Origin of the sequence: Sulfurimonas sp., assembly GCF_023228785.1 — a bacterium.
Classification (GTDB): Bacteria; Campylobacterota; Campylobacteria; order Campylobacterales; family Sulfurimonadaceae; genus Sulfurimonas.
In genome coordinates, this window is sequence record NZ_JALOAN010000021.1 from 26677 (window position 1) to 40417 (window position 13741).

Below are 13741 nucleotides of genomic sequence, written 5' to 3' on the forward strand. Positions count from 1 at the left end.
CTTTTTCTAGAGTTTTTTAAAGATTAAAACACCGTTAGTTCCGCCAAAACCAAAAGAGTTACTCATAACTACATTTAACTCAGCTTTTCTTGAAGTGTTAGGAACATAGTCAAGATCACAAGCTTCGTCTGGAGTTTTATAGTTGATAGTTGGAGGGATAATTCCATCTCTCATTGCCATCAAACATGTTACTGCTTCAATGCCACCAGCTGCACCTAAACAGTGACCTATTTGACCTTTGATAGAACTCATTGGAGGACACTCTTCACCTAAAAGTTCTCTTACTGCCGCTGTTTCATTTTTGTCATTTATTGGTGTACTTGTTCCGTGTGCATTTACATAGTCAATCTTAGGCTTTCCTGCCATTTTATAAGCTGCCATCATCGCACGAGCTGGACCGTCAAGACTAGGTGTTGTAATGTGACTAGCATCACCACTCTCACCAAAACCTATGATCTCGCCATAGATATTTGCACCACGAGCTATTGCATCTTCATAACCCTCTAAAACTAGTGCAGCTGCACCTTCACCCATAACAAAGCCATCACGAGCAGCATCGAAAGGACGAGAAGACTCTTTTGGATTTTCATTGTTTGTTGAGAGTGCTTTCATAGCTGCAAATCCACCAATACCAGCACCAGTTACTGCACACTCAGCAGATACAACAAGCATTCTATCTGCACCACCACACATAATAGTCTTAACCGCTTCACTTATAGCGTGAGTTCCAGCTGCACAAGCTGTGACGCTAGAGAGGTTTGGACCTCTTGTTCCATGTTCTATTGAGACAAAACCGCCCAGCATATTAACTAGTGCTGAAGGAATAAAAAATGGAGAAATTCTTCTAGGACCTTTAGTTGCAAGTATGATAGAGTTTTTCTCAATTGCTGGTAGACCACCAATGCCAGATCCAGCACTTATACCAAATCTATCCATATCTATACCATCAGGAAGATTAGCATCGCTCATGGCTTCTGCAGCAGCCTTTAGACCAAGATGAATAAATCTATCTGCTTTTTTAACCTCTTTAGGCAGCATAACAGTTGATGCATCAAAATTTTTCACTTCTCCTGCTATTCTTACAGAGTACTCTGAAGCATCAAAAAGAGTAATCTCATCTATCCCACAAACACCATCACAAATAGCTTTAAACGAACTCTCTTTATCATTACCAACTGCATTTATCATGCCTATACCAGTTACTACAACTCTTCTCATAAAACTCTCCATCACAAAAATTTATAAAATACTCTATAAAACTCAGCTGCAGTCATAAAATCACAAACTGAGTTCTAAAAATATTTTGATTATTTATTTTCTATATAATCAACTACATCTTTAACAGTTTGTATCTTCTCTGCTTCATCATCAGGAATCTCGATATCAAATTTCTCTTCAAGAGCCATTACTAATTCAACTACATCAAGGCTATCAGCACCTAAATCCTCAACGAACTTTGCGTCCTCTTTTACTTCATCTGGGTTTACGCTGAGTTGCTCAACCACTACTTCTTTAATATCGTCTAAAAGTGCCATCATAGCTCCTATTTTTTTTATTATAAAATCGCGAAATTGTAACATACATAACTTAAATAAACTATTACGCCATGTTCATTCCACCGTTAACTTTTAAAGTTTCACCTGTTATGTAACTAGAGTGATCTGATAGGAGAAATGCTGTTGCCTCCGCTACTTCCTTTGGATCTCCAAAGCGTTTCATAGGTATTTTAGAAGTAAAACTCTCTTTTATTTCATCACTTAGTGCATCTGTCATCTCAGTTGCAATAAAACCTGGAGTTATAGTGTTGTAGCGAATGCCACTTGTTGCGGCTTCTTGTGCAAAACTCTTAGTCATGGCAATAACTCCGCCTTTAGATGCTGCATAGTTTGTCTGCCCTGCATTTCCAGTCTCACCAACAATTGAAGCAATATTTACAACTGAGCCAAACTTACTCTTTCTCATAGCTTTCATAGACTCGCGACACCCTATAAAACAAGATGTCAAGTTCGCATTTATAACGCTCATAAACTCCTCTGTTTTCATACGAAGTGCAAGTTTGTCATTTGTTATACCAGCATTATTTACAAGATATGAAAGTTCTCCATCACAATCTACTATAGTCTTAATAGCATCTATAAATGCAGCCTCATCACTAACATCAAAGCCTATAACTGCAGCTTTTCCGCCACTCTCTTCTATTGCATCTTTTATAGCATCAGCTTCTTTTGCACCACTTCTATAGTTGATCCACACCTTTAGACCATAACCCGCCAAAGTCTTTGCAATCTCTGCACCAATACCACGACTAGAACCCGTAACTAAAACATTTTTTCCGCTAAATTTCACTTTATTATTCCTTTTTACTATTTTATCACGCAAAACGAACAAGTCCGTTTTACTACGCTATCGCTTAGATTCCCTCAGCGGGAAGCTCTCGACACTTGTGTCTCTTTCGCGAAGCTGAAGCATCGCTTCCGAAAACCTTATCAACCACAAATTTCACATCCTTTTGGAAGCGAGGTTTTTAGGAACGCTAACCCGTGGCGTTCTCCACGATGAACCTCGTACTATTTAGACTAAACTACCATCCATCTCTTTTGGTATCTCTATATCCATAAGTTTTAAAACTGTTGGAGCTATATTGTTTAGTGCTCCAGGTTCTACTTTTGTAACACCTTCTGCTACTACAAAACACCAAACTTTTCCAACTGTGTGATTTGTCAAGATGCTTCCATCATCATTTCTCATCTCTTCACAGTTTCCATGATCAGAAGTTATAACCACGGAGTAGTCTTGCTCTTTTGCACACTTTAGTATGCGTCCTAACTCCGCATCTACAGCCTCCACAGCCAAAATTGCAGCTCCTTCGTCTCCAGTATGTCCTACCATATCGCCATTTGCGAAGTTTACAACTACAAAGTCGTAGCTCTCTTTCATAGCTCTAAGAACAACATCTCCAACCTCTTTTGCACTCATCTCTGGCTTCATATCGTAGGTTTTTACATTGGGTGAGGGGATTAAAACTCTTGTCTCGTTTTCATAAGGCTCATCGATGCCACCATTTAAAAAAAATGTTACATGCGCATACTTTTCCGTCTCAGCAGTGTGAAGTTGTCTTAAACCACGTGATGCAATAATCTCCGCTAGAGTATTTTTTGGAGCTTCTTTTAAAAACAAAACAGGATAAGAAAAAGATTTGTCATACTCTGTCATCGTAGCTATATTTACACTTTTTTTTGTGCAAGTAAAACCATCAAAGTTACTACTTCCAAGTGCCGTCACAAGCTCTCTCATTCTGTCACTTCTAAAGTTTATTGTTAGGATGCTATCACCATCCATAACACCCTCATAACCTTCAAATGCAACTGGTTCTATAAACTCATCACTTTCATCTTTAGCATAAGAAGCATCAATGTAATCACTCACACTCAAGTTTGTCTTTGGCTTTGCTTCTACCATTGCTTCATAAGCTTTTTGAACTCTATCCCAGCGATTATCCCTATCCATCGCATAAAATCGTCCAGAAATTGATGCTATTTTTACACTTTTATCTATTTGTGATGCCAAGGATTCGAAGTATTTTTTTGCAGAAGTTGGTGAAACATCTCTACCATCTGTTATAAGATGTAGAAAAACTTCTTTACTGTTTTTTGCTGCAATATTTGCAATGCCAATAAAATGATCTATGTGAGAGTGAACTCCGCCATCACTCATCAGTCCGATAAGATGAAGTCTTGGTGATTTACTAAAGAGTGTTTGTAAGACCTCATTTGATTCCAAAGTTTTTTTATTAAGTGCTAAAGAAATTTTTACTAGATCTTGATACAAAATCCTACCACTTCCAATACTCATATGACCAACTTCAGAGTTTCCCATCTGCCCTTTTGGAAGACCAACACTAAGCCCTGAAGTTTCTATAAGAGAGTGTGGTTCCTCTTTAAAAAGTTTGTCATAAGTGGGTTTTTTAGCTTTGTAAAATGCGTTATGCTCAGTTTTTGCGCTATAACCTATGCCATCTGTTATGACTAAAACAGTTTTTTTTGACAAATTTACTCCCTTTTTGTAAAATTTTGTAATTATACTCTTTTTTCAAAAACGACCAAATGTGATGAAATATTTTCACTTTATCATACTTTTACAATAATAAATCTATAATGTCACTTTTAAACAACTAAGGGATTAACCACTTTGCTATATGCACTTCATGAATTACTCAACATAAATATACTTGGCTATATCACAATTAGAGCGGGAATCTCGTTTTTCTTAGCTCTTATTTTTACTCTATATCTAATGCCCAAATTTATAAGATGGTCGCAAAAAAACTCAAGCGTTCAACCTATATATGACTTAGCACCACAAAATCACAAACAAAAAGAAAAAACCCCAACTATGGGCGGTATAATCTTTATAAGTGCTACTATTTTAGCATCACTTTTAACCATAAAATTTTCCAATATGTTTGCTATGGGAGCCTTACTTACACTTGTTCTTTTTGCTCTTATTGGTTTTAAAGATGACATAGCAAAGATAAAGAAGAGCCAAAACGGGGCAGGCTTAAAAGCAAGAACAAAACTGCTTTTACAGATCCTAGCTTCCATTGTTATAACAGTTTATTTATGTCTTGGAGCTGGGCTTAATACTGAACTCTATGTACCATTTTTGAAAAATCCCGTTTTAAATATGGGGATGTTCTCAATGATATTTTGGTCGATTGTTATCATCTCAACTTCAAACGCAGTAAACCTTACTGATGGACTTGACGGCTTAGCTACAGTTCCTTCTCTTGCGGCTCTTGCATCTTTTAGCATTATTATCTACTTTACAGGAAATGCAGTAATAAGCTCTTACCTTTTAATGCCAAACTTTGATGTTGGTGAAGTAGCCATAGTAGCTAGTGCTTTGATGGGAGCTTTGACTGGCTTTTTATGGTACAACTGCCACCCTGCCGAAGTTTTTATGGGAGATAGTGGATCTTTAACTGTTGGTGCTTTTTTAGGTTATTTAGCCATCATCTCTAAAAACGAGATCTTACTTCTTCTTATAGGATCTATCTTTGTAATAGAGACAGTCTCAGTAATACTGCAAGTTGGAAGTTACAAACTAAGAAATAAGAGAGTCTTTTTAATGGCTCCGATTCATCACCATTTTGAGATGAAAAAGTGGGCTGAGAACAAGATTATAGTTAGGTTTTGGATTATTGCAATTTTGTCAAATCTCATAGCACTCATCACTCTTAAGATCCGCTAGATGGTCTCACTATTTGGTTATGGTAAAACCACAAAAGCCTTAGCGAAAGTCATAAAAAAAGTTACTTTTTATGATGACAAATGCAATAAACCTTTTCGTGATGAAGATGGATTTTGGGTAAAACCATCAAATGAATTTAATCCAAAATACTCAAAAGTGGAGATCCCATCACCTGGGATCCCGCCTTCAAACCCGCTTATTACTAGGTCTAGAAACCTTATAAGTGAGTACGATTATTTTCAAAACACTAAACCTTTAAAAATTTGGATCAGTGGAACAAACGGTAAGACCACAACAACACAGATGATGCAACATCTCTTAGCATCTAAAGGAAGTCTAAGCGGTGGAAATATTGGAACTTCGCTTGGCTCTTTAGACAAAGAGGCAAAGATCTGGATCCTTGAGACTAGCTCGTTTACCATGCACTACACTAACATTGCATCGCCAAATATCTATGTTCTTTTACCTTTAAGCCCAGATCATATTAGTTGGCATGGAAGTATGAAAGAGTATGTAAATGCAAAACTAAAACCTCTATGTTTTATGAAAGAGGGAGAAGTTGCTATCATCCCAGAAGCCTACAAAGATACACCAACAGATGCGCATCTCATTACTTACAAAGACGAGGCATCTCTAGCTTCTTACTTTGGTATAGATCCTAGCCGTGTAAAGTTTCAAGGAGCCTTTTTAGCAGATGCACTCTTAGCGATGGCTGTTGATAAGATCTTGTTTGATGAGATAAACTATGAAAAGATAAACACATTTGAACTAGAAGCTCACCGTCAAGAAGAGCTAAGAGATGCTAAAGAAAGACTCTGGGTAAACGACACAAAAGCCACAAATTTAGATGCAACAATAGCTGCACTAAAGAGGTATAAAGAGTCACATATACATCTAATACTTGGCGGAGATGACAAAGGTGTAGATCTAGATGAACTATTTAAGTTTATGCAAAACCTCTCACTTGAGATCTATACCATAGGTTCAAACAAAGAAAAACTCTCAGATCTTGCACAAAAATACAATATGAAATTTAACACTTGTAAAAATTTAGCTGATGCAATAAAAGAGATAGATAAAAGGCTAAAAAAAGACGAAACTGCCCTACTCTCACCAGCAGCTTCAAGCCTCGATGAATTTAGCTCGTATATGCAAAGAGGCGATGAGTTTAAAGATGCAGTTTGTAAGCTGAAATTCAGTACACAAAAGATATAATTTCGCTCTTTAAAAGATGGCCAATTAGCTCAGTCGGTAGAGCAAGTGACTGAAAATCACTGTGTCCTTGGTTCGATTCCGAGATTGGCCACCACCTCTTTTAACTGTTTCGTCATTCTCAACCTGATTGGGAATCTTTTTTCATAATGGCCAATTAGCTCAGTCGGTAGAGCAAGTGACTGAAAATCACTGTGTCCTTGGTTCGATTCCGAGATTGGCCACCACCACTTGCAAAACAAATTTTTAAAACACCCATTAAATTTTCATTGATAATCTGTTACAATATATTTTATTAAATAAAAGAGGCAAAAATGGCACTAATAAACTGTATATTTTTTTAAAGTATAGGTAAGCAACATGACATCTTTATGTCTGGATTACATGTTATGTCTAAAATTTGAGTTATTTATTTTCATTAGTTGAAATTGTGATACAATATGTCATACAAATATATGAGGAGAGATTATGTTATCAGTTAGACTAAACAATACCCTTGAGAGTCAACTTCAAGTTGTATCAAATCAAAAACATCTATCAAAGAGTCAAGTTATTAAAGATGCGCTAGTTTACTACTTTGATATGTTACAAAAAGAATCAAACCAAAAAACTGCTTATGAACTAGGTAGTGATCTCTTTGGTAAATACTCAAGTGGAGATGGGACGCTCTCAACTACTTATAAACAAAAACTCAAAGATAAAATAAATGCAAAAAACAATAATTGATAGCGGACCGCTTATAGCTCTTTTTGATAGAAGTGATAAGTATCACCAGAGAGTTTTAGAGTTTATCAAGTCTTACAAAGGTGAGCTAATAACATCGTGGTCGGTTATAACAGAGGTCTCGCATATGCTAGACTTCAACCTTCAAGTTCAAATAGACTTTTTAAAATGGTGTGAGATAGGAGGCATAAAACTCTATGACATATCTCAAGATGAGATAGTTCACATAAGAGTGATGATGCAAAAGTATATAGATGTGCCAATGGATCTAGCAGATGCAACACTTATGTATATATCTAACAAAGAAAATATAAAAAACATTGTGAGCATTGATAGTGATTTTGATATATACAGAACTTTAAAAAAACAAAGCTTAAATAATCTTATTAAGTTTATTTAAAATATTTAAGCCTTTTTTACTTTTTACTTCATAAGCAGACACATGTCTCTTGTTAGGTATAAGGTGAGCGTATCTCATCGTCATATCAAGTGTTTTATGCCCTAGCTCTTTTATGTGCAATATATCTAATCCAGCCATAGCTAACTTTAAAAAAGTATCAAAAGTTATAGAAGAATATAAAAAAGATACACTCTCTTCAAAGCCCATAAAATAGGCACTTCTAAAAGGTTTTAGGAAGATTTAATAAAGTGTAAAAAAGTGCTTATAACTGACTGAAAATCACTGTGTCCTTGGTTCGATTCCGAGATTGGCCACCACCTAAAATTTTTTTACCATACACTTCACACAATTTAATCTCTAAAAATACAAAAAAAGTTTTATAATTTTTTTGTATTCTAAATGAAGTTATATAACCTCTTAATATGAAATTGGATAAAGTAACTTTATTAATTATTTGAAGGTTTTGTGACATAATGAAAAATAAACAAAGATCTGTCTTTTATACTCTTTTTTTAGCAATTTCTTTTACAATCTTGGTTGCTATTTTTATCGTGAGTACAATACTTTATAATCAAACAAAAGACCGTCTTTTAAAAGATATAAACAGTGATGTTCAAACAAGTTTAACCTTACTAAAAAACAGTATCTATCCTTTTATGGATTCTTACTCTGTTCATGAGTATGAAAAACTTATAGCAAATGAACTAAATCGTAAATATACTCTTGCTATTGTTGTTGAAGATTGCAATATGGCTAAGATCTTAGATTCAAAATACTTAGTCGGCAAAATCAACAATGACAAACAAGTACAAGACTTTGATCAAAACAACAAGATCCACCAACAAAGGATAGACAACTCTTACTTATATATAAAAGATGATATTTACAATCAAAATGGACTAAAACTTGGCAATATAGCAATTTATGCTTCTGATAGTTTAGTGCAAGAAAAACTCGAAAGTATCATCACCATCAGTATAATAATCACACTCTTAAGTACTATAATAGTCTTACTAGTAATCTACTTTGTTATGCACCAAATAGTACAAAAGCCTGTCAATAGCATTATAGAAGTCCTTAATAACAAAACAGATGATGGCATACCAACGAGCACAATTCCCTCTTACAACTCCAAAGAGTTATCCATTCTCTCATCAACTCTTAACAATATGATTAACTCCATTAAAGAGTCAAGATATCAACTTGATAAAATTGCAAATACCGATACATTGACTAATCTTGGAAATAGATATAAATTGATTCAAGATATCAATCATAGTACAAACCCAGCACTCGCTATCATAAACATAGATAATTTTTCAGAGCTAAATGACTTTTATGGATATGAAGTTGGCGACTATATTATCAAGCAAGTTGGTCAACATATATCAGGAGTAACTAGGCATAAAAATACTTTTACATACCATATTCAAGGTGATGAGTATGTTTTATTTAACCACGATATAGATAAAAATGAGTTTGAGAGAAACATACATAAACTAGTAGATATATTTTCTAATATAACTGTAGAAGTTGACGAAGAAGATTTAAACTTCAACTTTACTATTGGTGTCTCTTTTGAGAGTAAAGAAAAGATCTTACCAACTGCAGATATGGCTTTAAAAGTTGCAAAAAGAAACAATGAAAACATTATGGTTTTTAGTGAAGCCATTTCTTTAAATAAAGAGTACGAGAACAATATTTACTGGACAAAAAAGATAAGAACTGCTATCTTTGAAGACAGCTTCATACCAGTTTATCAGCCAATCATCAACAACAACACAAACAAGATAGAAAAATATGAATCTCTTGTTAGAATGAGAGATCAAGACAAGTTAATATCTCCTTTTTTCTTTTTAGAAATATCAAAAAAAACAAAATACTACTCAACTATAACTAAAATAATGATAGAAAAAACCTTTGAACGCTTTAAAGATAGTGATCTTGAATTTTCTATAAATCTAACTATTGAAGATATTTTAAACACCGAGATCAAAGAGTACATATACGGCATGCTCATTAAGCATAACATTGCCACTAGAGTTGTTTTTGAAATAGTTGAAACTGAATCCATAGAAAATTTCGAAGCAGTTTTAGGTTTTATAAATAAAATAAAAAAGATTGGATCTAAGATAGCTATAGATGATTTTGGCACAGGTTATAGCAATTTTGACTACCTAATGAGGCTAAATGCCGACTATATAAAGATTGATGGATCTCTTATAAAAGAGATAGATACAAACAAACAAGCTCAGGCAGTTGTCTCCACTATTGTAGATTTTGCTAAGAGAATGAATATAAAAACCATCGCTGAGTTTGTAGAAAATGAAGATATTCAAAAAAAAGTTATGGAGTTAGGTATAGACTACTCTCAGGGCTACTACTTTAGTGAGCCAAAAATAGATATTTAAAAAGATGGAGAGGATATGAATCTTATAAAAATTACTTTTTTGGTACTCTTTTTTACTTCTGCTACTTTTTTAGGAGCAACTGAAGCTCAGTTAGATATTTCTAAAAAAAAGATAGCTTATATTGTCTCAGATATAAGGATACCTTTTTGGAAAATCATGAGTAGTGGCATAAAAGATAGCGCTGCTAAACTAGGTTACGAAGTTAGCATCTATAGCTCTAACAATATAAAAAAAACTGAAATCCAAAACACCATAAAAGCGATAAAGGACAAGGTGGACGCTATTGTCCTCTCGCCTATAAACTCTTCTTCTGCTGTTACTGTTTTAAAGTTTGCTAGATCTGCAAATATTCCAGTTGTTATAAGTGACATAGGAACTAATGAGGGTGAATATCTCTCTTTTATCTCTTCAGATAATGAAGATGGAGCATATAAGATAGGTCAGGTTCTAGCAAAAAAAATGAAAGATCTTAAATGGGATATAGATGGATCTGTTGGCATAGTCTCCATCCCACAAAAAAGAGCAAATGGTAAAGCTAGAACAGTTGGCTTTATGAGAGCAATGAACGAGTCAGGGATCAGAGTTGAGGGCTTGAAACAGCAAGTTAACTTCTCATACAAAGAGACTTATATTTTCTCAAAAGAGTTGATCAAGCAGAGCAAAAATCTAAGAGCTATTTGGCTTCAAGGCTCGGATAGATACAAGGCTGCACTAGAAGCCATAAAAGATTTAGGCAAAGAGAATGATATTTTACTCATAGTTTTTGATGCAGAGCCAGAATTTTTAGAGTTGATCCCAAAGAGCGTTCTTATTGGAGCGGCTATGCAACAGCCCTATGTTTTTGGAGAAAAAGCAGTTTTTGTCTTAGATGATTTTTTCAACAAAAAAGATGTAAAAAAATATATCCAGCTCACCATACTTCCCATCTCTACAGACAACATTGAAAAAAATATCTCTCTTATAAAAAGAAATGTTTTAGGAATCTTGGAGTAAAACTCCTCTCCCCTTAAGGGAGACTAGAGCATTTTATGCAATTGTTACAGTTGCATCTTCGCTGATTTTAAGAGAGAGTGAGCTATCTCCACTATTTATATAGACTTCAAAGTTTTGTCCATTTGTAGTAATATCAGAATCTTTTGACCAATTATTTCCATTTTCACTTACAAGCGTTACACTATCATTTGCATCGTCTGCTATGATTAAAAGTTCATTTGCTGTGTCTGTCATATCTATAACATCTTGTAGTTTCACATTTGTAATATTAGTATCTCCATTTTGAGTGAGATCTAGCTTTTCTATACTTGATGAAGTAATAGCTGAAAAATCGATAGTGGCTCCACCTAGTACTAGCCTATCATCTTGCCCAACAGTTCCATCAGCTGTGATATCTGTTATGATATTATCCGTTGTTGCTCTAAATGAGCCACTCTTCTCATCTGATATTTTTGCAGGATCATCAGCTTCTGCAGTTTTAAAAGTGTAATCAATATTTTGATTATGAAGTCCATCTTTTTGAAATGTCAACTTATTTAATTTATCTGTAGCTAAATCTATATCTGAAATAGTATAAGTATCACTACCATTATCGTAAACTACATTTGCCATAATATCAACACCATCTTGTTTAAATGTAGCTCCTACACCAAACCCTGTAAGTGTCAAAATACCACTCTCAGAACCATCTAGATCTATCGCATTGGCATTAAGATTTATTGCCACATCGGCACTTGCTGCTTGAACTGTGTTGTTGTGAGTCACACTTGAAAAACCATCTGCTACACTATCTACAGTCACTTTAAAATCTTTAGAGACCATAGTTGTAGAGTTTCCATCTTTTACTAAAGTATCGAGTCTTAAATCTACATCCGTTGTGCTGCTCCAATTTTGTGGTGCTTTTATCCACACTTTAGGAATACCATTAGCTATATTTATAGTCCAGTTGTAAGTATCATAATCAGTTCCATCAATATTAACAGTTCCAGTTTTACTTCCTTTTGTTGCCATACTCTGATGACTATCTCCAATGTAGAGTAAAAATCCTTCTGGTACATCATCTATAAACATAGATGTTACTTTTTCAGAACCATCATTATCTATCTGCGCCACTCCGCTTAGAGGAGTTCCATTTGTTTTATCTGCAAAAATCTGAATAAAATCATCTTCATTCCCATGTCCCTTTAAATCAAGAAGTTCTAAGCCATCAGCCACAGGAGCTACAGAGATAGTAAAATCCTTTGAAGTCTCGGAGATATTATCTGCACCTGTCTCTTTTGCAAAAACAGTATATGTAAAAGTTACTCCTCCTGAAGCATCTTTTGTTGGAGTAAACTTTAAACTGCCATCATTTAAATTTGCTATATCTACATTTGCAACTTTATTTGAAGCATCAAAAGTATGACTTCCTCCACTCCAAACTAGTGTTCCATATATACCGCTTTTATGTGTTATTGCTACAGTTGAAGCTGCTGTTGCATCTTCTGCACCCTGCACTATTGCATAATGAGGATCATCAACAGTATCAAAAGTGATTTTTACAGTCGTTGTCCCATCTTCTTGAGCACTTCCTACTGCATCGCCATTTTCTTTAACATGAGTTTGAGCTGCACTTGAAGTGATATCATCAGTTACAGGAACGACATCTACAGCAAAAGGTTTATCAGCTGTTGTATCTCTAGCCCAGCCATCACCAATATAAGCAGTTAAGTTCACATCAAAAGATAGTTTTGCTCCTGCATTATTTTCATTGTAGTCTTTATTTGGAATCATTTTGATTTGTGAGAGTACATCATTTATAGTCTCTTGTATATCTTCTTGCTTTGCTGTTACAGTAATGAGATGTATCCCATTATAACTATTGACTTTACCATCGGTAAACGCATCACTTCTATCAAAAGTAACATTTTGTAAGTTGCTAAAAGCAAGTGAATATGTAACTAACTCAGTTGGTGCAATATTATTATCTGCATTGCCTCCTTGACCATCACCAATAATTTCTATGATTCTATTTGTATTATCAGTATATAAAGAAAACTGTGTATCTTCTTTAACTGTAACAGAGTGTACGATCATATCAACGTCTATAGTTTCTAAAGTACCAGATCCACCACCTGTATGTAAATTATTGATAAAGGTGATTGTCATATCATCAGTTTGTATATCATTTGCTTTTGCACCACTATCATGAGCATAAGCGGTAATTTTTACAAGTGATGAGGCATCAAAATACTTCAATGAATCATTAACTTTAAAGTTTACAGTATAGCTTGATCCACTCGCATCTATAACTTGTGATGGAATATCTAAAAACCAGATATTTTTAGTTCCACTAATCGCCATAGTTGCATACTCATCATCAACTGTTATACCTCTTTGAACTCCCTCAATTACAAAACGAGTAAAGTTTTCAGAGCCATCAGTGTCTGTACTCGTTACATCTACATCAAAGCTAAACGAGCCTACTTCGTTGATGGTTACAGTTGAAGCTCCATCATCATAGACAATATTATTTACAGATACGCCATTACTAGTATCAACAGAGATAGGATCAGTAACAGAAAGAAGTGAGATATTGTAAACACCATCTGCTTCTATATTTGTGCTTGTAAAGATTTCACCATTTGATGCAGTAGCTTTATCTGAGACAGTGTATTTGATAGCAAAAGAGTTATCAGGGCTATTTGCACTTCCGACATCTTGGTCATACTTGATATATACACTATTTATTGCAGCGCCTGTAAGTTTGTAA

Annotated in this window: 12 protein-coding genes and 2 tRNA genes; 8 read left to right on the top strand and 6 right to left on the bottom strand. The window is 34.7% G+C overall.

Annotated elements, in window-relative coordinates; translation table 11 throughout:
• Positions 1 to 6: 6 nt before the first annotated feature.
• The 4 genes from M0Q24_RS06930 to gpmI all read right to left on the bottom strand — a co-directional run bounded on the left by M0Q24_RS06930 (position 7) and on the right by gpmI (position 4047).
• The gene (locus tag M0Q24_RS06930; protein ID WP_295048802.1) at positions 7 to 1218 is read right to left on the bottom strand and encodes a beta-ketoacyl-ACP synthase II; all 1212 of its coding nucleotides are present in this window, start codon (positions 1216 to 1218) and stop codon (positions 7 to 9) included.
• A gap of 89 nt (positions 1219 to 1307) precedes the next feature.
• A complete protein-coding gene (gene acpP / locus M0Q24_RS06935; protein WP_295048804.1) occupies positions 1308 to 1535 on the bottom strand; it encodes an acyl carrier protein in 228 nt (75 codons plus the stop codon).
• A gap of 64 nt (positions 1536 to 1599) precedes the next feature.
• A complete protein-coding gene (fabG, locus tag M0Q24_RS06940) occupies positions 1600 to 2346 on the bottom strand; it encodes a 3-oxoacyl-ACP reductase FabG (protein ID WP_295048806.1) in 747 nt (248 codons plus the stop codon).
• A gap of 225 nt (positions 2347 to 2571) precedes the next feature.
• Positions 2572 to 4047: a 2,3-bisphosphoglycerate-independent phosphoglycerate mutase gene (gpmI, locus tag M0Q24_RS06945; protein WP_295048808.1), complete on the bottom strand. Its 1476-nt coding sequence runs from the start codon at positions 4045 to 4047 to the stop codon at positions 2572 to 2574.
• 141 nt (positions 4048 to 4188) lie between these two features.
• On the opposite strand from gpmI, the gene mraY reads away from it, so the two are divergent.
• The 6 genes from mraY to M0Q24_RS06975 all read left to right on the top strand — a co-directional run bounded on the left by mraY (position 4189) and on the right by M0Q24_RS06975 (position 7585).
• Positions 4189 to 5250 (top strand): phospho-N-acetylmuramoyl-pentapeptide-transferase, encoded by a 1062-nt coding sequence (gene mraY / locus M0Q24_RS06950; RefSeq protein WP_295048810.1) that lies wholly within the window; start codon positions 4189 to 4191, stop codon positions 5248 to 5250.
• Entirely contained in the window at positions 5251 to 6465 is a 1215-nt protein-coding gene (murD, locus tag M0Q24_RS06955) for a UDP-N-acetylmuramoyl-L-alanine--D-glutamate ligase (protein ID WP_295048812.1), read from the top strand.
• Between the two features lie 18 nt (positions 6466 to 6483).
• Positions 6484 to 6559: transfer RNA gene (locus M0Q24_RS06960), tRNA-Phe, on the top strand.
• Positions 6560 to 6613: 54 nt separating this feature from the next.
• Positions 6614 to 6689 (top strand) — tRNA-Phe (locus M0Q24_RS06965).
• Between the two features lie 241 nt (positions 6690 to 6930).
• Positions 6931 to 7188, top strand: a complete 258-nt coding sequence (locus M0Q24_RS06970) for a hypothetical protein (RefSeq protein WP_295048814.1) — start codon at positions 6931 to 6933, stop codon at positions 7186 to 7188.
• The gene (locus M0Q24_RS06975; protein WP_295048816.1) at positions 7169 to 7585 is read left to right on the top strand and encodes a type II toxin-antitoxin system VapC family toxin; all 417 of its coding nucleotides are present in this window, start codon (positions 7169 to 7171) and stop codon (positions 7583 to 7585) included. Before M0Q24_RS06970 ends, M0Q24_RS06975 begins: the two co-directional genes overlap by 20 nt.
• Here the strand turns inward: M0Q24_RS06975 and M0Q24_RS06980 are convergent.
• Positions 7559 to 7792 carry a hypothetical protein gene (locus M0Q24_RS06980; RefSeq protein ID WP_295048817.1) on the bottom strand — a complete coding sequence of 78 codons (234 nt, stop codon included), beginning with the start codon at positions 7790 to 7792 and terminating at the stop codon, positions 7559 to 7561. The two genes, M0Q24_RS06975 and M0Q24_RS06980, sit on opposite strands and share 27 nt — an antisense overlap.
• Positions 7793 to 8058: 266 nt before the next feature.
• Here M0Q24_RS06980 and M0Q24_RS06985 point away from each other — a divergent pair, with 266 nt between their 5' ends.
• Positions 8059 to 9996 (top strand): bifunctional diguanylate cyclase/phosphodiesterase, encoded by a 1938-nt coding sequence (locus M0Q24_RS06985; RefSeq protein ID WP_295048818.1) that lies wholly within the window; start codon positions 8059 to 8061, stop codon positions 9994 to 9996.
• A 15-nt stretch (positions 9997 to 10011) separates the two neighbouring features.
• Positions 10012 to 10989, top strand: a complete 978-nt coding sequence (locus tag M0Q24_RS06990; protein ID WP_295048820.1) for a substrate-binding domain-containing protein — start codon at positions 10012 to 10014, stop codon at positions 10987 to 10989.
• A gap of 33 nt (positions 10990 to 11022) precedes the next feature.
• Here the strand turns inward: M0Q24_RS06990 and M0Q24_RS06995 are convergent.
• Positions 11023 to 13741 (bottom strand): hypothetical protein (locus M0Q24_RS06995; RefSeq protein ID WP_295048822.1); only part of this gene is annotated, 2719 nt, incomplete at its 5' end.

What these genes read in the sequence shown, in the direction of transcription:
- M0Q24_RS06980 (WP_295048817.1), bottom strand. Translation starts at nt 7,792, where the DNA reads ATGGGCTTTGAAGAGAGTGTATCTTTTTTATATTCTTCTATAACTTTT.
- M0Q24_RS06990 (WP_295048820.1), top strand. Translation starts at nt 10,012, where the DNA reads ATGAATCTTATAAAAATTACTTTTTTGGTACTCTTTTTTACTTCTGCT.
- murD (WP_295048812.1), top strand. Translation starts at nt 5,251, where the DNA reads ATGGTCTCACTATTTGGTTATGGTAAAACCACAAAAGCCTTAGCGAAA.
- acpP (WP_295048804.1), bottom strand. Translation starts at nt 1,535, where the DNA reads ATGGCACTTTTAGACGATATTAAAGAAGTAGTGGTTGAGCAACTCAGC.
- M0Q24_RS06930 (WP_295048802.1), bottom strand. Translation starts at nt 1,218, where the DNA reads ATGAGAAGAGTTGTAGTAACTGGTATAGGCATGATAAATGCAGTTGGT.
- M0Q24_RS06970 (WP_295048814.1), top strand. Translation starts at nt 6,931, where the DNA reads ATGTTATCAGTTAGACTAAACAATACCCTTGAGAGTCAACTTCAAGTT.
- M0Q24_RS06975 (WP_295048816.1), top strand. Translation starts at nt 7,169, where the DNA reads ATGCAAAAAACAATAATTGATAGCGGACCGCTTATAGCTCTTTTTGAT.
- M0Q24_RS06985 (WP_295048818.1), top strand. Translation starts at nt 8,059, where the DNA reads ATGAAAAATAAACAAAGATCTGTCTTTTATACTCTTTTTTTAGCAATT.